Source organism: Paraflavitalea pollutisoli, assembly GCF_029360705.1.
Taxonomy (GTDB): Bacteria; Bacteroidota; Bacteroidia; order Chitinophagales; family Chitinophagaceae; genus Paraflavitalea; species Paraflavitalea pollutisoli.
This window is the reverse complement of sequence record NZ_JARKMX010000008.1, coordinates 560,118-578,563: the sequence shown is the minus strand read 5'-3', so window position 1 is coordinate 578,563 and position 18,446 is coordinate 560,118. Positions and strand designations below refer to the sequence as shown.

Sequence of the window (18,446 nt, the reverse complement as noted above, 5' to 3'; positions counted from 1 at the left end):
TTATAAGCTGCCACGCCGGCGCGCCACCTTTTCGTACAACCGTAGATAATGACCAGCCATTACACGGCTGCTGTAGAGATCAATGGCATGTTGCCGGCAAATACGCCTATCGATGTGCTGTACCGAATGAACGGCCTCGGCAGCGTCCTGGCAATTACGGACGAGAAAACCCGTCTTGTTTTCCACGATCAACTCCTTCATGGAACCGCGGTCAAAGGCGATTACCGGGGTACCACACATCATGGACTCTACCACACTGAGTCCAAACGGCTCCTCAAAGCTGATCGGATGCAACAGCGCCAACGCATCTCCCATCAATGCGTTACGCTTCTCGGGGCCCACATTGCCAAGGTATTGGATGTTGTGGCCATCCACATGGGGCATAATTTCCTTATCATAATAAGATTGATCCTGTACCAGGCCGCACATGATCAACTTTTTGCCTGCTTGACGTGCTATCTGAATGGCCTCCGCCGTTCCCTTATCCGGGTGGATCCTGCCGAAATACAACAGGTAATCTCCCATGCCGCTACCGTAGGAGTACAATGCTTCGTCAATGCCATTGTACACCGTATCGAGGTAATCGAGATCGCGATGGCGGTTGCTGTTGCTAATAGAAACATAGTAAGAATGACCGTTGTATTTCTTATACACCGGCACAATGTCTTCTGAAGAAAAGCCGTGAATGGTAGTAATAACCGGCGTATTGATCAGCCGCGAATAGGTGAGGGGGAGGAAATCAAAATGATTGTGAATGATATCGTAGGTCGCCGCCTGCTCCATGACATGTGAGATATGAAGGCATTCCGACACCTTGGCGTCTGCAGGAAATTCACCTATGGGATGGCTACAAACCGACTGGAGCTTCGAGCGCGTAATGGAATCTCCCGTGGCAAACAGGGTAACATCGATGCCGCTATTTACCAACGACTCTGTAAGTACAGACACCACCTGCTCCCAGGGGCCGTACTTCCGGGGCGGTGTTCGCCAGGTCACCGGCGACAATATGGCTACTTTCATACTTGATTTTTTCATTCTGCCAGGGCACGCTCCACCACCACATGCGAGATCCAGTAAGCCAGCGTGCTCTCTGCTCCCTGGTTCAGGTTCACTCCCTCACTATGCAACCCATCAGCACAACCACCGGTTGTTGGATCATACAGCGGCGTAGCAAGGTCATTACGACCCAGGAACCACTGATAACTGTTGTACATGGCATGCAGGAAAGATTTTTCCCGCGTCAGGCGAAAAGCCTGCTGATAAAACAGCACCATAGCCATCACATCAATCCCCTGTTGATCGAATCGTGCCGCCTCTTTGTCCCGGCTACACCAGCCCTGATTACCGACCGGAGACAAAACACCGTCCCGCACAACAATCGACTCCAGGAATTCCATCGATTCAAACGCAACCTCTTTATATACCTCATACTGCGTGATCTCATAAGCGTTCAGCAGCGCCAATGGCAGTATGGCATTGTCATAAGTCAACGTAGGTTCAAACCAATGCCAGTCGGCAGCCTGGTGGTCTTCATAGGCGCCTGTCAGCTTATCCGCAAGTTGGCAAATAAGGGCTACTTTCTGATCGTCGGGGTAATTGTATTTCACATATTGGCAAAGACCAACGACAGCATTGGCCATCCCACGCAAGGAGCGCAGATGCTTGATATGTGGATAGGCCTTATTGAAAAGATCGGCGCCTGTGCGCACCAAATTCGTACTTTTTGAATCATTGACCAGGAAACCAAGTGCCATGATCGTTCTGCCAAACGAATCTTCTGAACCACGGTCTTCCTCTATATGCTTGTCGTAATTCATGAAGTTGCGAAAAAAGCCATCTTTGGTTTGCATGTAGTGAATGTAGCTCAGGTATATGGGCAATAATCGGCGTGGCGTTTCCACCGATTTATAGGCTCCCGCCCAAACCATTAGTAACAAAGCACGGGCATTATCATCAATGCAATAGCCTTCTTTACGATTGGGCAGATCGAACAAAGCATGCTGTAACATACCCGTATCGTCCGTCAGGTTTTGGATATGGTTAAAATTAAAATCCGGCAGGTTTTTAGCGGTAAAAGCACTGGCCTGCAATTCGATCGTATCTGTTTGAAATGACATAGATTTATTATTTAAGTTGAATCGCTGAATGAAGGCTTGTCACGGGGACATACTTTTGAGGCATTAGATCGCTCAAAAGCGCTGCGTGCTTTTGAGCAACCTTTTGCCAGGATGTCTCGCGCATCTTTAGGAAGGCGGCCCGGCCCATCCTTTTGCGCATTGCATTATTCTCCAACAAAGCAATTCCATTATCGGCCAGCTCATCAACCTCATCGGTCTTCAATATGATACCGGTATCATCGGTGAGCATTTCACTGGCCAGCACAAATGAATTAGAGATAATGGCACAGCCAGCACTCATCGCATACAGGAACGTACCACTTACTGCCTGATGAGGATCACGGGATGTGAATAAATACACATCTGTAAGGGCAAGATATTCCATGAGTTTATCAGTAGGAACGTAATCATTGATAAGTCGAACATGACGTTCAAGTTGATGATCAACGATCAACTGCTGCAGGTAATTGCGGTATTGCTCTCCCTCCTGAGCGATCAGGTTGGGATGCGTTTGACCTACTACAACATAAATGGAGTCAGGGAATCGTTCACTGATCCGTTTCATCGCAAGAATACCTTTTTCAATACCCTTATTAGGGCTCAATAGCCCAAACGTGCAAAGCACCTGCCTGTTTTCCAACTGACGTTTCAGCTTAAGCTCTTTTACTGGTTTATCGCTATTCGAATGGGTACCATGTGGTATGATCAAGATCTTATCAGCAGCTATTTTATAGTCAGACTGTAATACGGTAAAAGAATGCTGTGTCATAACAACGACTTTATCAGCCAGGTCACTGATTTTTTGCACAAGCACTCGCCTTTTAGGGTCTGGATTACCCAATACGGTATGGAAACGGATGATAAAAGGTTTCTCCATCAGTGCAAGAAATCCTAGCAGGAAAGCCCCCATTTCACCACCGTAGAGACCAAACTCGTGTTCTATGCACACCATTTTAATAGAGGCATCGCTATTAATTGCCTGAGCCGTTTCAATACAGGATTCCAGTTGATGACTGTCCATCACCATAGATACGGGGTGCTTATAAGCCACTGCACTATCCTTCGACCCCAACGCACAAACACTGATGCCTATATCTTTCGCCAATTCCCGCTCAATCCCTTGCACCAGGTCCTGCGTAAAACTGGCAATGCCACATTTTACAGGGGGATAGGTGCTGATGAACAGGACCTTCGATGGTTGTCCCATAGTTTCCGTCATACTTAATATATTTAAGACATAAAAAAGAGGCAGAACAAATCGTACCTGCCATTTCGCAATAAAAAAAAATTCCGGCAGCGCTATGGCCGAACAATAGATAAGACCCTAAAAGAAAGTTTACAAATCGGTGTGCAGATGTAATATTTAGCAGAAAAGATCTCCGAAAGCATTTAAAGGTAACCTTAATATGTGATAGTAACTATTAAATATAATGCTAACCGACAGTGGGGAACTAAGTAAGCAAAAGCCTCATCCAACTTGACGTTAAAAGTTTTGTTAATTGGCACCACGCCTATCGGATCATTGACGGGCTGTCCCTATTTTTAGGGCACACGGGACAGTTATGAAATTATTTATTACACTTACTACCTGCCGCCATCGCCCAATACAGCGAAGGAAAGACTGCGCAATCGACCGGCGGCTTTTACCAAAACGAAGCCGGCCATACACAACTGGACGTATCTCAACTCGACAAAAACACCGTCCTTCAACTCGACCAGGCCCGCCTGCAACCCGGACAATATTCCATGCCTGTTTCCTTTACCGATGCAAACGGCACAGCGGCCGTCAAAGTCCTCTATTTAAAAACACGTACGCAACCGCACCGTCAAAACCTGCGGGATGACTACGACCGCATCGCCGAAGAAGCCCTCGCCATCAAAAAACAGCAGGCCCTGGAAAACTGGCTCGCCGCCAAACGCCCATCCTGGTATGTGATGATCGATCCCGCTTTTTCCCAGTGTAACACCTTGCACCCGTGGACCAGCGCCGCTGTCAACAAATAATAAGCTCATCCCAGACCCCAGGGTCCAATCACCGGCACCTGGCCCCACCATTCCGACATTTTATAGGGCTGTTTTATTACGCTTTGGTTAAATTGCAAGGCCGGTTCGATAAAACCGGCTTCATTACCCTATAAAAGCGCATCACGCACCTGACCAATGGCTACTTATGACCTCATAGGCGAGAAAGCCCTGCTCGCGCAGATCGCTGACCACAGCGAACCCGCTTTCCGGCAGCTTTTTGAACTGTACAAGTCCAAAGTGTACAGCTTCGTCGTAGCGTTTACCCATTCCACCGCCGACGCCGAAGAGATCCTCCAGGAAACCTTCATCACCCTCTGGCAACACCGGCACCTGCTGGCACAGGTCGACCACCCGCGCAATTATATATACACCATCGTCCGCAACAAGACCTTCCAACTCCTGAAGCAGGTAGCCAAAACCACCAGCCTGCAACACGAACTGTGGACCAATCTGCAGCAAGCCGGCAGCTCTGCGGACGACCTGCTGCACCTGCGCGACAGCCAAAGCCTCATCGACAACGCCCTCAGCCAGCTCTCCGAACAAAAGCAACGCATCTTTAGTATGAGCCGCCAGGAAGGCCTCAGCCATGACCAGATCGCCGCCGCCACCGGCCTCTCCAAAAGCCGTGTCAAAAACATCATCGTTGAAGTACTCAACTACCTCAAAGCCCACCTCGAACATGCCGCCGGCGCCGTGATCGCCATCACGTCATTTATAGAAAAATAATAAATATAAGTTTTCGACGGTCCTTGCCTTTTGATTCCGACTCTCTATCAGTTGCACCATAACCAAGCAACTGCATGGACATCCATCACGAAAGATTCAACGAGCTCGTCGACCGCTATCTCGCCAAAGCGTGCACACGGGAAGAGTTTGCCGAGCTTTTTGCCTATATCCGCAACCCGGCCTACGATGCCATCCTACAGCAACGTATGCAGGAGCAACAATTGGCCACTCCGGAAACCCCTCAACCCCAAGTCGATTGGGAAGCTATTTACAGTAAAATAACACAGCAAACCCAGGCGCCCCGCACCCCGGTGAGACGACTGCCCATACGCCGTGTCGCGGCGGCAGCCGCCATCCTCCTGATCGCCGCAGCTGGCGGCTGGTGGTGGATCAACCAATCACAAACCCCAGCAACCCCGGCCACGCAACCCGTGGCCCAGGTGCAGCCGGTTGCTCATGATATCGCACCTGGTACCGACAAAGCCACCTTGCACCTCGCCGACGGCAGCACCATCGAAATCGATCAAAACGGCCGCGGTACGCTCGCTACCCAAGGCAACACGGTGGTAAACCAGCAAGGTGGTCAACTGAGTTACGAGACCGCGAAAGCTACCGACCCGACAGCAGCACCGCTCATCAATACCCTCCGGGTACCAGCTGGGGGTAAATTCATGCTCATGTTGCCCGACAGCAGCAAGGTGTGGCTCAATGCCAATTCCTCGCTGACCTATGCCACCGCCTTTACCGGTCCGCAGCGGGAAGTTACCCTGTCAGGTGAAGCTTATTTTGAAATAGCCCGTGATAAAGCCCACCCGTTCATCGTGAAGAGCGATCGATCGGCAGTAAAAGTATTGGGCACCCATTTCAACGTATCGGCCTATGCCGACGATCAGCTGCATGCAGTAACCCTGTGTGAAGGCGCCGTACAACTGACCGTTGGCGATCGCAGCTCGGTGTTGAAACCTGGTGAACAAGCCAGCTTCCGCCAGCAGGAAGACAAGATCGCCATTCGATCCATCGATGTGGAAGAAGCCATCGACTGGAAGAACGGCTATTTCCATTTCGACAATGCCGGCATCGAACAGGTCATGAACAAGATCCGCCGCTGGTACAATATCGAAGTGGTATACGAAGGCGCAAAGCCTTCCGTGAAGTTTACCGGTATGATCGCCCGGCACGAAAAACTGTCCAGACTGCTCGACCTGCTCCGCACCACCGGTGGCGCCCAGTTCGAGATCAGCAACAACCAGGTTATTGTAAAACACAAATAGCGCTCCGATGACTCACTGTAACCAAAACTACCTGTTTAGCCGGCGTCTGTACGCCCAGGCACCGAATCACTTGAACCTTGTCCGCCATCTGAACCCTATTCATTAATCCCAAAACGCTCTCTTATGATGAATGAACGCACCCTTGCAACGGGAACCACACCACCAGCTGGCTCCCGCATCGGTCAACGTTGGTACACCGCGGGCAGCAAAGCGATCCGGGTGGCCAAATGTATCGCCGCCTTTCTACTCGTGCTTACCCTACAGGCCAGTGCTGTAGGATATGCACAAAAGCTCACCCTCATCCGTACCAATGCAACCCTCAAAGACGTATTTAAAGAAATACGTAAACAAACGGGGCACGACTTCCTGTACACCAATGAGGTGTTGGAAAGATCAAAACCGGTAACGGTCGATATCAAAAACGAATCGCTCGAAGTAGCCCTAAACAGCATCTTCGCCCTGCAACCGCTCCATTATGAGATCAGCGGCCAGACGATCATCGTTAAAGTAAAACCCACCTTGACGGAAGCACAAGACCGTGTGATCACCGGTGTGGTCACCTCTTCCGTCGACAATGAACCACTCCAGGGTGTATCCGTAACGGTAAAAGGCCAGGAGGCTGGCGTATCCACCGATGACAATGGCCGTTACTCCGTCAACCTCCGCAGTGGCAGCCAGGTGTTGGTATTTACCTATATCAGCTTTACGACCCGCGAAGTACGCGTGGGCAACAGCAATACCCTCGACGTAAAACTGGTGCCCGGCAATAACCAGCTGGAAGAAGTCGTGGTTCAGGCTTACGGCACCGCCAAACGCGGTGCACTGACCAACTCGGTAGCCACCATCAGTGGTAAGGAGATCGAGAAACGTCCCCTCACCAGCCTAACCACCGCCCTCGCCGGTGCCGCCCCGGGTATTCAAACCACCACAGGCAGCGGTCAGCCCGGATCAGGAGTAGGTGTCAGCATCCGTGGTTTTGGTTCGGTGAATGCCGGTACCGATATCCTGTATGTAGTGGATGGTGCCCCCTATGGCGGCGTCATCAACAGCATCAACCCCAACGATATTGAAAGCATCTCGATATTGAAAGACGCCTCCGCAACGGCACTGTACGGATCCCGCGCTGCCAACGGCGTGGTGATCATTACCACCAAATCGGGCGCAAAAAACAAAGACATCATCGAAGCGCGGGTAACCGGTGGGGTAACTTCCCGCGGACTGGCCAATTACGAAAAGCTGAATGCCTTTCAGTATTACCCCATGCTATGGGAGTCGATGCGCAACCAGTACCTCGTCAATGGCAATACCCTCGAGCAAGCCAATCAACTGGCGACCGACAATATCAAAACACAGTTGGTCTATAACCCGTTCAATGTACCCGACAACCAGATCGTTCGGACCGATGGCACCATCAACCCCGATGCCAAGCTCCTGTACCCCGAAGACCTGAGCTTCCGCGACGCGATGGAGCGTACCGGCATCCGCCAGAACTATTCATTGGGCATCCGCGGTGGTACCGACAAGTCGAGCTATTATGCTTCGGTCGACTACCTCGATGACAAAGGATACAGCAAGGGCAGCGACTTCAACCGGATCACCGGCCGTGCCAAGATCGACCTCGCTCCCAAGAAATGGTTCAAAGCCGGCGTTAACGTGTCTGCCACCATTTCCAAAACACAATTGGCCAATGAAGATGCCGGCATCAACGAGAACCCATTCTACGTGGACCTTCTAATGGCGCCCATCTATCCCGTCTACCGGCACGATGCACAAGGCAATTATATCTATGATGCCGCGGGCAACAAAGCGTATGACAACGGCGATACCCGTCCCATCTTTACCGGCCGCAACATTCTCGCCGAAACCATGTACAACCAGTTGTACAACAAACGCAATGCACTCGGCGGCCGTACGTACGGTGAAATCACCTTCCTGAAAGGATTGAAACTGACCGGTAACCTCGCCGTAGACGTGAACAATTACGAATACCTGTTTTACCGTAACCCCGATATTGGTGATGGGGTAAGCGTGAACGGTCGCACCTCCCGTACCGCCAGCAAAACACAAAACATCACCATCAACCAGTTGCTGAACTACAACCGTACCTTTGGGGTACACAGTGTAGACGGCTTACTGGGTCATGAGTATTACTATGAGCGCTATACCTACCTTACCGCACGGCGCGACAACCAGGTAGTGGATGGTCCCGTAGAGCTGGACAACTACGCCAATCCGGCCGTAGTGGACTCTTATATCAATGAAGACAAACTGGAAAGTATCTTTTCCCGTTTCCAATACGGATACGATAACCGCTATTTCATCAGCGGTTCACTGAGAAGAGATGCCTCTTCCCGTTTTGCGCCCAACTCCCGCTGGGGCACCTTCTGGTCGGTAGGCGGTGGCTGGCAGCTGCACAACGAGAATTTCATGAAGACGCTGACGTGGATCGATCAATTGAAGCTCCGCGCTTCTTATGGCGAAGTAGGTTCCAACCAGATCGGTCTTTATCCTTACCAGTCCTTCTACAACATTGGCAACAACAACAACTCCGAGCCAGGAATGACGCAAAGCCGCACCGTAGGTGGTGGCGAAGACCTGAAATGGGAAGTCAGCCAAAGCTTCGACGTGGCTGTCGAGTTTTCCCTGTTCAACCGCCGCATTGGCGGCTCGATCGAATACTTCGACCGTGGTTCCAGGGACCTGCTCTTCAACGTACCCCTGCCACAATCGAGTGGCCGTACTACCATCCCCACAAATATCGGCAGCATGTACAACAAGGGATTTGAAGTACAACTGACCGGCGATCCGGTACGCGGCAAAGACTTCAGCTGGAATGTGGTGCTCAACTGGACCAAACTCAAGAACAACATCACCAAACTGCCCGAAGGACAGGAGTCGATCATCAGCGGCACCAAAAACCGTATGGTGGGTCATTCCATTTACGACTACTGGCTGCGCGACTGGTATGGCGTAGATCCCACAACCGGGTTGGAATTGTATGCAGCAGACCCTGCCATCACCACCGACGCCAATGCCTTCACCAACGACAAGGGCGACCGTGTGACCAGCAATGCCAATGCGGCCCTGTACAAATATGTAGGCACTGCCATTCCCGACTTTTACGGCAGCGTGGGCAACACCTTTACCTACAAGAATTTTTCGCTCAACGTACTGCTGATGTACCAGGTGGGCGGCAAAGCATTCGACAGCGACTACCAGTCACTGATGTACAACGGTACGTATGGCCGCGCCCTGCATGTGGACGCCCTGAAGCGCTGGCAAAAAGCAGGCGACATCACTGATGTGCCTGTACGCAATACTGGTACCGTGATGTATGACAGTGATCGCTGGTTGATCGACGCATCTGCGGTAAGTCTGCGGACAGCTTCGCTGACCTATTCACTGCCCGCCTCCTTCGTGTCGAAGATCGGTATCAACCGGGCACAGGCCTTCCTGACCGGGGAAAACCTGTTCATCCTGTCCAAACGCAAAGGCCTGGATCCTACCCAGTCGTTTACCGGGGTATCTTCCTATGCCTATGCACCCACCAGGATCATCACCTTAGGCGTTAACATCGTTTTGTAAAATGACAGCTATGAAACATTACAAACTACTGATAGCATATACGATCGTCCTGCTGACAGCCTCCTGTACCAAGGACGTATTGAATACCAACCCCACGAGTGGTATCTCGGACGAAACGGCCTTCGTATCGCTCGACAATGCGCAAAAAGCCCTCAATGGTATTTACCGTATCCTGTATACCCAGTATACCAACCAGCACCGCGATGGACATGGTGCCGTCATGATCAACCTCGATGCGATGGGAGAGGACTACGTGCGCACCAATGCCTCGTACGTATACCATTATGGCTCTTATCGCTGGATCGCGCACCGCGATGCGACTGACGTCAACGTGAACGGCTTTGCGTATTACTTCTATTACATTGTGATCTCCAATGCCAATGTGATCATCGAAAAGATCGATGCGATCGAAGCCGATGCCGACAAGAAAGCCGTAGTAAAAGGAGAAGCGCTGGCCCTGCGCGCCTGGGCGCACCTGCAGCTGGTACAGCTCTATGGCAAACGGTATGACGCCAATGCCAAACCCAACAACCAACCCGGTATCCCCATCGTGATCACCAGCAGTACCGAAGGACAGCCCCGGGCAACGGTGGAAGCGGTGTATGAGCAGATCAACAAAGACCTCGATGACGCCATTGCGAACCTGAGCAGCACACCGGCAGCCCGTTCGGGCAGTGCCAAGACGCATATCAACGTCAATGTAGCCAAAGGATTCAAAGCGCGCGTAGCCCTGGTGATGCAGGACTGGCCCAAAGCCATCCAGTATGCCAAAGAAGCCAGAGCAGGCATTGACAACCTGATGACCAATGCCCAGTATACGGCTGGCTTTACCGACATCAACAATACCGAATGGATGTGGGGCATTATACAGCCTGCTGACCAGGTACCTACTTATGGTTCGTTCTATTCGTATATGTCGGCCAATTTCAACTCGGCCTTCACACGGGTCAATCCCAAGTTGATCAACAACCTGCTGTATGCCAAGATACCCACCACCGATATCCGCAAAAAGTTGTGGTGGGACGGTACTACCGCCGACCGCAATAATTTCCCCACCATTTCGGGGCAAACGAAAGTGATCTACATGCACCGCAAGTTTCAGGTGCCCGATGTAGGTACGCGTGCAGGCGATATCCCGTACATGCGTATCGCAGAAATGTACCTGATCGAGGCAGAAGCACAGGCACGTTCGGGCAACAATACCGGGGCACAGCAAGCCTTGTTGCCATTGGCCAAGAACCGAGATGCAGCTTATGTACAATCCACGAAGACCGGCGACGACCTGATTGCCGAGATCATGATACAGCGTCGGGTGGAATTGTGGGGCGAAGGGTTCCGTTTCCTCGATATGAAACGTACCAATGCGGACATGGACCGTCGCGGCACCAACCACAAGGTAGATGTAGCGAATATCCTGTATGTACCCGCCGGTGACCCAGCCTGGCAGTGGCTGATACCGCAGGACGAGATCAACAGCAACCCGGCGATAGAACCAGCCGATCAGAATCCATAAAGACTTTTCATGCTTAGATCCATTAGTTGTCAGGGACTGCGCCTCCGGCAGTCCCTTTTTATACTGGCCACGATGATGATGATGCCACCTGTTTTTCTGGCCTGCAATACGGCCAGGAAAACAGTTCAGGCAGCACCCGGGGCAGTCGATACGCTGATTCAATGGCAGGTCCGTAAGGACTATGTATTTGCCAATGGCATAGGTTTCAGCAATCGCTTTGCCGGGGCCAGGTTAAACGCCGTACGTCAGCAGAACGACAGCAGTTTTACCATTACCATTCTGCCGGAAAATGAACCGATCAATCCGAGCCCCTGGTATGCCTTCAAAGTATGGGCAGCTCAGCAGCAGCCGGTATACATCACCCTGCAGTATCCTTCGACCAAACACCGCTATGATCCCAAGCAAAGTAGCGATGGTTTGCATTGGCAGGACATCAAGCCCGTGCAGGTAGCCGCTGGCGAAAAGCAGGCGACCTTCACAGCCTATGCCGGTCCAGACACCTTGCTGATCGCGGCGCAGGAACTGATCAGCAGTGCTGATGGGAATCGCTGGATGGACAGTATAGCTGTATTGCCGCACATCAACCAACAGGTGGTGGGTAAAAGCCGGCAGGGCAAGCCGATCCGGATGTTGACGAGTACCGGTAGTGATGGCAAGAAACTGGTAGTGGTATTAAGCCGGCAGCATCCGCCGGAAGTGACGGGTTATATGGCGATGCAGGAGTTTGTGCGCACGGTGACCGGGCCTGGAGCGTTGGCGCAAAGATTCCGCCAGCAATATGAACTGGTATTGTTTCCCCTGCTCAATCCGGATGGGGTAGACGAAGGCAACTGGCGGCACAGTGCGGGTGGGGTAGACCTCAACCGCGATTGGGAGTTATTTGCACAACCGGAAACGAGGGCCGTAAAAGAGACTGTCGAAAGTCTGGTGCGGAAACAACAAGCCAACGTGGAGTTTATGCTCGATTTCCATTCTACTTATTACGATATTTTCTACATCAACCAGTTGACGGACCCGCTGGCCTCCAATCGGCCTGGCTTTACCGAAGCCTGGCTGGCGGCGATGAAGGCGGCGATCCCGGGCTTCAAGCCCAATATCAAACCATCGGGTAATGGTGGCAACGTATCGAAAGGATGGTTCAGCCGCGCCTTTGGTGCCGAAGCCCTGACCTACGAGGTTGGCGACAACACCTCCCGCGAACAGCTCCGTCTGAAGGGGCGGGTAGCCGCAGAGGAAATGATGAAATTATTGCTGCAATAAAGACGGATAAGGAGCAAAAAAACGGAGCCCCGCCATTGTGCGGGGCTTTATCAACGACAATATTCAATCACACTCTTCCCGGCCCCTTCTTCAATTGGGACGCCGGTATCTCCTCAAAACAATAATCCGCAGGCTCATCAGTCATGCCTGCCAGCAATCTTTCACTGAAGATCTTCGCGAAGGAATACAACGACTGCATGGGGTTGGCACCTACCGAAGTGGGGAACATACTACTATCCATGAGATAGAAATTAGGGATCTCTTTTCCGTTGAGCACATTCCAGATACGTTGGTTGGTAGAGGCCACCGAGCTTTTCACATCCTTACCCATCTTATTCGTAGCCTGCAGATGCGCCGACGTCAGCACCGTGCGGTTGGGAATGAATTGCAGGTTTTGTTGCACCAGGTCGGCCTGCTTGATATCTGTCAGGTAAACCCCTACCATCGGATCAAAATTGGGTAAGTCCAATACATTCTCATTGGTAGGAATGATCACCTGTTTGGCCCCTGCCAGGAACATCATCCGGATAGCGATTGCCACGCCATTGGCAAAGCGTTTCTTATCATCGGCCGTGAGCGTATAGCGAACCTCCAGATTGCCACCGGGGAAACTTACATAGTTATCATCAGAAGGTGTATCTACCAGCATCACGCCAAAACCCACCGAATGGTTGAATTGCGTGATCATCTCATACACTTGTTTGCCCGTACCAGGAATCAACAGCGCGCCATAAGCGGGCATGCCCCCCATCGTTTCAAAAATGAAACCGGGCGTCACACCAAAAGCTTCGAGGTAAGTGGCACTATCCAACCCCTCCAGCAAATTGATGCGTTCGTTAAACACACCGATCAAGGGGAAGGAAGGGTGCAGAATGATGCCTTTGCCGATCCGGGAGTTGTTCACCGCGGGCTGACTCGCCCCGGTAGATTGTAGTATACGCGCACTACCGATAGTACCAGCAGACAGGATCACGTTGTCGGCATGAATGGTCAGCAGTACTTTCTGCGGCAACTTCAGGTTACACGGATCAACGATGGTGTTTTGGTATTGCGTCCAGGGATCTATGGCTACCAACTGAGCCCCGATCGCTTTTACATTACCTTGCGCATCCGGTGCACTCATCAGTATTTGTTGTACCGACACATCCGGTATTACGCTCAATGGATTCTTGGCATCCTGAGCTGCCGGCAAGATCAGTTGCAGCGCAGCATCCCGTTTTTGGGTAACTGGGGAGGGAGACAACAACTGATCAAACCGGTTGAGGTGGTACAGCGAAGGATCGACACCATACTGACTGGCCCCATCCCATAACGCTTTGTTGTCCCTGTTCAGTTCGGACTGTGTCACAGCCCGTGTGCCGATGGCTTTTCGCACCCACTGGTAGGCAGCTGCGATACGCTCCTGCGAATAATATTTGCCATCAATCCAACCCTTGTCGATCCAGTTGGCGATACGCGCCTGAATGGTAGCTTCCAAGGGAGAAAAAGCCAGGTCGATGTTGACCGTCGAACCACCGCCCATGGCCTGTCCGCTACGCAGGATGATGCTATTGTCGACAGTCGCCATGCGGTCATTGTTCAGCATGAGGCGCGGATAACTCATCGTATCCATCGAGCCCCATACCACCCAGGGTCCCTGCTCCAGCAATACCACACGCTTACCCGCTTTTTGCAGTTCACTGGCCATCGTAGCACCGGCCGGCCCACTGCCGATCACGAGGTACTCGATGCTTCCTCCTTTGTGGGAGATCACCCCATTGTTATATACCAGTTGACTGGCAGGCAGTTGGGGATAGTTGATCTTCGAATAAAGGTCCGGATTACTGACAAAAGTCTCCGGCTTTTGAATACCCGTGAGGGGAACAGCCAGCGGCAAATCCCAGATAGTGGATAGGAAAGCCTCGCGAATGGTCATAGCCGCTTGGGCCGCCCGCGGGTCGCTGAGGGTGAAGAATGCCGACAGCACCTGCGAAGCCTCAGACAGGGTTAATTTGCCGATACCGCCGGGTGTGCTGATAAATTTGAGTACCGCCGGATCGGACGACTTTTTAAGCGCATCATAAAAAGGCAACAGGCTGGCATAGGTCATACCAGTCAGCAAAGCACCAAAGGCATTTCCCGGAACATCAATGGCCGTCCAGAATTCCTTTTGCACCACCTGCGATACCAGGGTAATGTCACCGCGCACCCGGTCGGGGATGGGCAGCTCATAAATCGGAAACCAAAGCGTGTAAAGTTGGTCGAAAGTTGATTTGACAAACTTGTCGTCGACAACGGTCACATCGGGTCCTGGCAGGACTGATGTGTCGGAAAGATGATTGGCAGATGTGCCCATAGCATAAGTTTTATGATGGATAATAGAAAGACCGCCTCAATCGGAATTGATGCCTGCAACGGGTGGTTGGATCGCAAGGGACGGGGAGCGAGTCTGTGTAACTGCTGGTTGGAGAAATGCTGCTATCGGAATGGGAGAGGGATTACCAGGGTCGCTATAAAGCCGCACCAAATGTACAACAAAAGCAAGGCGTAGTTCTACGGGAAATGGGCCGGGATGTACCATTACTGAAATCGTCGTATCTTCACGATACGGTTGCACCTCCGCCAGCAGCCAGTCATTACATCACCACCTATTTCCCTTCCAGCTTAGTATTACCTCCACGCTAATTAACCGTGTATTATCCATCTAACCTTGCTGTTGGACCATCGTCCACAGTTAGCCTGCTATTGCTCACTTAAAACTTATTGCTATGCCACACAACTCCGGAACGGAAGATAACAACCTGATGCCCTATTTTGTACATGCCATAAAAAGACTACACTGGGCCGAAAAGCAGACCGCCATGTTATTGGATAAAATGCGGGGAGAAGCATTTGCCAACAGTCTCAAAAAGGCAATCGAAGTACACCAGGCGCAAACAGCCGATCATATCCTGCGCCTTGAACAGGTACTCCAAATACTGGGCGAAACAGTTACTGAACGGATCTGCGAAGCCATGCAGGGCCTTGTTAAAGATACGAGTATGATCCTGGGCGACACGGTGCGCAAGACCCGTTCGCGTGATTTGGGCATAAGGGCCGCTTTAATGAAAGTAGAACATTATGAAATGGCCACTTACGTCATCCTCGTGCAACTGGCCCAGGCGATGGGATTGCCGGATGCGGAACAGCTACTGCAACAAACCCTGATCGAAGAAAAAGAGATGGAGGAGAAGCTGCAACAACCTCCTGCATAAACATATCATGAACCCCAAAAGTAAATACCATTTATAAATGGTTGGGGGCCGAAACCATCTCCAAACATCAAAACTTGCGTAAATGCCTGTAATACGCCCGAATATCCGGCGTTTTTTTATGCCCTGTTGCAAAAATAATGTGGCATTTACTAAATGCCCTACCAATAGGTACTGATTTAGAATTACCCCAGCTTTGTGCTACTAAATTCATAAATATGGTAACAGTAACAACCTTACTAATCAACACAGCTTCGGACATCACACCGGCCATTTTGGGGCACCTGATGGTCTTCTATATGCCTGCATATTGCCTACGCTCCTTAGTAAAATGGCCCCCGCTTCATAGAGCGCTCAGGCAATCCGTAGGCAATCCGGAGGCAATAAGCGGGGGTAACGTAGGCAATTCATGGCCGGGCAGCTCCATCGCGGTCATCACAAGATTGCTTTTCAATCATTTACCAGGAACTATCCATGTTTTTTCAACACAACGAATAGCCATACCCGGGCCAACCGCCCACAATCATTTGACAGAAAGTCAATTCGATAATATATTCGTGAGTAACCGCGACCATGACAGAACTGGAAATGCAACATATAATAGACCTCGCAGTCAACGCACTGGACCTGGACAGTTTTTTCCAGCTATATCCGGAAAAGGCAGCCCCGGACTATGTGGCGTCTCAGCTGGAAATGGGACTGACCACGCAAGACAGTTCGACTATCGAATACGCGATGCTGCTCGGGTATGTGCAGGACATATTCGACGAATCTTTTGTCGGCGTACTAAACCAACTGATCGCAGAAGACTGGCACTGTAAGCATGAAGACATGGCATTACTTTTACAGTCAGCCAAATCACCCAGCAGCATTGAAGCACTTTACTATACGGCCATAAGACAACCACTCTATTTATCCTATGACGATAGTTACGCACTGGCCAGGAAATGTATACATGCGCTGGGAGACATCAACACCGACGAATCCTGGGCGAAGCTGCGCCTGATCGCGGAGTTGAATATTCCTCTATTGAACGAGAAAATAGAAAACCAAAAACGCTATAAAGGTAGAACTCAATGGTAGGCTGTATGAAACCACACATTCCCCAAATCAAAGACGCTCTTGCTGCCATAGCTGTACTGAAACAATGCTCCTTTACAGATATCAGCCACGATGTACCTGCTCGTCCACCGCATTCACCCCTGCACAATGTCTTTTCCGCCCCCTGTTGAGGATGCCAATAACCGGTAGATTTACAAAAATATCAGGAGCATGCGTAAGATTATCGTTACAGAATTCATCACGCTCGACGGCGTCATCGAAGCGCCCGGCGGCGATGAAACCAACCATCAACATGGTGGCTGGCAAAACAAATTCAGAAACCCGGAAGCCGGGCAATACAAAGTGGACGAACTCGCCAGCGTGGACAGCCTGCTGCTGGGCAAAAACACCTATATTCAGTTCGCCAAATACTGGCCTACACAGTCAGGCGGCGGCTTTGCAGACCGTATCAACACATACGCCAAATTCGTCGTATCGACCAGCCTCGACAAAGCCGATTGGAACAACAGCCATATCCTGCGCGACGTCGCCCATGAAGTAGCTGCCCTCAAACAAACCGATGGCGGTGACATCCTGGTATACGGCAGCGGCACCCTGGTTCAATCACTGCTGCAACACCAGCTCGTCGATGAATTACACCTCATGCTCTATCCTGTTGCCATCGGTGGCGGCATCAGGATCTTCGGTGACCAACGTACCCTCAACGAATTTGAATTAAAGCATTCGCGTGTATTCGATAATGGTACCCTATTGCTCGAATACACCGCTAAACAATAACCATACATACATTCATCACATAATAGTTTCAGCCATGTCAACAACAAATACCAACATCTATCCCTGTATCTGGTTCGATGGTAAAGGCAGCGAAGCCTTCCACCTGTACACTTCCCTGTTTCCCAATTCAGCTGTCACCGCCGATACGCCCATGGTACTAAAAGCCAAACTCGACGGTACCGAATTCATGGGCCTCAATGGAGGTCCTATGTTCAAGCCTAACCCCGCCATCTCCTTCATGTACGTATCGCCCGATAAAACATTGCTGAAGCAGCAATTTGATCAACTGAGCGAGGAAGGTAAAGTGTTGATGCCGCTCGACAGCTATCCGTGGAGCGAATACTATGGCTGGGTAGAAGACCGCTTTGGCGCCAGCTGGCAACTTTATTTCGGCGCAGACGAGTGGAAGTACAACAAGATCGTTCCCACCCTGATGTATTGCGGCCCACACCAGGGTCAATGCCAGCAGGCACTCGACTTCTACCAAAAGACCTTCCCGCAATTCAAGAGTGACGGCATCATGCACTATCCAGAAGGAGACATGAAAGGACAGATACAACACACCCAGTTTACCCTTAATGGTCACCTGCTCATGGCCATGGACAGCGGTGTACCGCAATCCTATACCTTCAACGAGGGTATCTCCATCGTGCTGGAATGTGACAGCCAGGAAAGCATCGATTACTACTGGAATGCCTTTACGAAAGATGGGGCCGAGAGTCAGTGCGGCTGGTGCAAAGATCCCTTTGGCGTAAGCTGGCAGGTCATCCCCAACAACATCGCCGATCTGCTGTTTAAATCATCCAACCCACAAAAATCGCAGCAAGCCCTGATGCAGATGAAGAAGATCGATATTGAAAAACTGCGCAACCCGTAGGCA

General features: G+C 51.1%; 14 protein-coding genes. 10 read left to right on the top strand and 4 right to left on the bottom strand.

Annotated elements, in window-relative coordinates:
• Genes P2W70_RS16430 through P2W70_RS16420 form a run of 3 tightly spaced genes read right to left on the bottom strand, consistent with a single transcriptional unit; the run spans window position 1 to window position 3,336 of the window.
• Complete coding sequence (locus tag P2W70_RS16430; protein ID WP_276482582.1) at window positions 1-1,020, bottom strand: glycosyltransferase family 4 protein; 1,020 nt, start codon at window positions 1,018-1,020, stop codon at window positions 1-3.
• 11 nt (window positions 1,021-1,031) lie between these two features.
• Window positions 1,032-2,117, bottom strand: coding sequence for a glycosyltransferase (locus P2W70_RS16425; RefSeq protein WP_276482581.1), 1,086 nt, complete (start codon window positions 2,115-2,117; stop codon window positions 1,032-1,034).
• A gap of 7 nt (window positions 2,118-2,124) precedes the next feature.
• Entirely contained in the window at window positions 2,125-3,336 is a 1,212-nt protein-coding gene (locus P2W70_RS16420) for a glycosyltransferase (RefSeq protein ID WP_276482580.1), read from the bottom strand.
• Window positions 3,337-3,863: 527 nt separating this feature from the next.
• On the opposite strand from P2W70_RS16420, the gene P2W70_RS16415 reads away from it, so the two are divergent.
• The 6 genes from P2W70_RS16415 to P2W70_RS16390 all read left to right on the top strand — a co-directional run bounded on the left by P2W70_RS16415 (window position 3,864) and on the right by P2W70_RS16390 (window position 12,497).
• Entirely contained in the window at window positions 3,864-4,121 is a 258-nt protein-coding gene (locus P2W70_RS16415) for a hypothetical protein (protein ID WP_276482579.1), read from the top strand.
• 156 nt (window positions 4,122-4,277) lie between these two features.
• The gene (locus tag P2W70_RS16410; RefSeq protein ID WP_276482578.1) at window positions 4,278-4,868 is read left to right on the top strand and encodes an RNA polymerase sigma factor; all 591 of its coding nucleotides are present in this window, start codon (window positions 4,278-4,280) and stop codon (window positions 4,866-4,868) included.
• 74 nt (window positions 4,869-4,942) lie between these two features.
• A complete protein-coding gene (locus P2W70_RS16405) occupies window positions 4,943-6,139 on the top strand; it encodes a FecR family protein (RefSeq protein WP_276482577.1) in 1,197 nt (398 codons plus the stop codon).
• Window positions 6,140-6,262: 123 nt separating this feature from the next.
• Window positions 6,263-9,724 carry a TonB-dependent receptor gene (locus P2W70_RS16400; RefSeq protein WP_276482576.1) on the top strand — a complete coding sequence of 1,154 codons (3,462 nt, stop codon included), beginning with the start codon at window positions 6,263-6,265 and terminating at the stop codon, window positions 9,722-9,724.
• Between the two features lie 10 nt (window positions 9,725-9,734).
• Entirely contained in the window at window positions 9,735-11,237 is a 1,503-nt protein-coding gene (locus P2W70_RS16395; protein WP_276482575.1) for a RagB/SusD family nutrient uptake outer membrane protein, read from the top strand.
• 9 nt (window positions 11,238-11,246) lie between these two features.
• A complete protein-coding gene (locus tag P2W70_RS16390; protein WP_276482574.1) occupies window positions 11,247-12,497 on the top strand; it encodes a M14 family metallopeptidase in 1,251 nt (416 codons plus the stop codon).
• Window positions 12,498-12,564: 67 nt separating this feature from the next.
• Here the strand turns inward: P2W70_RS16390 and P2W70_RS16385 are convergent, their stop codons facing one another.
• Complete coding sequence (locus P2W70_RS16385) at window positions 12,565-14,832, bottom strand: GMC family oxidoreductase N-terminal domain-containing protein (RefSeq protein ID WP_276482573.1); 2,268 nt, start codon at window positions 14,830-14,832, stop codon at window positions 12,565-12,567.
• A 412-nt stretch (window positions 14,833-15,244) separates the two neighbouring features.
• Here P2W70_RS16385 and P2W70_RS16380 point away from each other — a divergent pair, with 412 nt between their 5' ends.
• From P2W70_RS16380 to P2W70_RS16365, 4 genes are all read left to right on the top strand, one after another.
• Window positions 15,245-15,730, top strand: coding sequence for a YciE/YciF ferroxidase family protein (locus P2W70_RS16380; RefSeq protein WP_276482572.1), 486 nt, complete (start codon window positions 15,245-15,247; stop codon window positions 15,728-15,730).
• A gap of 570 nt (window positions 15,731-16,300) precedes the next feature.
• On the top strand, window positions 16,301-16,810 hold the full coding sequence (locus P2W70_RS16375) for a hypothetical protein (protein WP_276482571.1): 510 nt from the start codon (window positions 16,301-16,303) through the stop codon (window positions 16,808-16,810).
• Window positions 16,811-16,999: 189 nt separating this feature from the next.
• Window positions 17,000-17,566, top strand: a complete 567-nt coding sequence (locus P2W70_RS16370; protein WP_276482570.1) for a dihydrofolate reductase family protein — start codon at window positions 17,000-17,002, stop codon at window positions 17,564-17,566.
• Between the two features lie 34 nt (window positions 17,567-17,600).
• Window positions 17,601-18,443, top strand: a complete 843-nt coding sequence (locus P2W70_RS16365) for a VOC family protein (protein ID WP_276482569.1) — start codon at window positions 17,601-17,603, stop codon at window positions 18,441-18,443.
• The last annotated feature ends 3 nt before the right edge of the window (window positions 18,444-18,446 follow it).

What these genes read in the sequence shown, in the direction of transcription:
- P2W70_RS16430 (WP_276482582.1), bottom strand. Translation starts at nt 1,020, where the DNA reads ATGAAAGTAGCCATATTGTCGCCGGTGACCTGGCGAACACCGCCCCGG.
- P2W70_RS16425 (WP_276482581.1), bottom strand. Translation starts at nt 2,117, where the DNA reads ATGTCATTTCAAACAGATACGATCGAATTGCAGGCCAGTGCTTTTACC.
- P2W70_RS16420 (WP_276482580.1), bottom strand. Translation starts at nt 3,336, where the DNA reads ATGACGGAAACTATGGGACAACCATCGAAGGTCCTGTTCATCAGCACC.
- P2W70_RS16415 (WP_276482579.1), top strand. Translation starts at nt 3,864, where the DNA reads ATGCCTGTTTCCTTTACCGATGCAAACGGCACAGCGGCCGTCAAAGTC.
- P2W70_RS16410 (WP_276482578.1), top strand. Translation starts at nt 4,278, where the DNA reads ATGGCTACTTATGACCTCATAGGCGAGAAAGCCCTGCTCGCGCAGATC.
- P2W70_RS16405 (WP_276482577.1), top strand. Translation starts at nt 4,943, where the DNA reads ATGGACATCCATCACGAAAGATTCAACGAGCTCGTCGACCGCTATCTC.
- P2W70_RS16400 (WP_276482576.1), top strand. Translation starts at nt 6,263, where the DNA reads ATGATGAATGAACGCACCCTTGCAACGGGAACCACACCACCAGCTGGC.
- P2W70_RS16395 (WP_276482575.1), top strand. Translation starts at nt 9,735, where the DNA reads ATGAAACATTACAAACTACTGATAGCATATACGATCGTCCTGCTGACA.
- P2W70_RS16390 (WP_276482574.1), top strand. Translation starts at nt 11,247, where the DNA reads ATGCTTAGATCCATTAGTTGTCAGGGACTGCGCCTCCGGCAGTCCCTT.
- P2W70_RS16385 (WP_276482573.1), bottom strand. Translation starts at nt 14,832, where the DNA reads ATGGGCACATCTGCCAATCATCTTTCCGACACATCAGTCCTGCCAGGA.
- P2W70_RS16380 (WP_276482572.1), top strand. Translation starts at nt 15,245, where the DNA reads ATGCCACACAACTCCGGAACGGAAGATAACAACCTGATGCCCTATTTT.
- P2W70_RS16375 (WP_276482571.1), top strand. Translation starts at nt 16,301, where the DNA reads ATGACAGAACTGGAAATGCAACATATAATAGACCTCGCAGTCAACGCA.
- P2W70_RS16370 (WP_276482570.1), top strand. Translation starts at nt 17,000, where the DNA reads ATGCGTAAGATTATCGTTACAGAATTCATCACGCTCGACGGCGTCATC.
- P2W70_RS16365 (WP_276482569.1), top strand. Translation starts at nt 17,601, where the DNA reads ATGTCAACAACAAATACCAACATCTATCCCTGTATCTGGTTCGATGGT.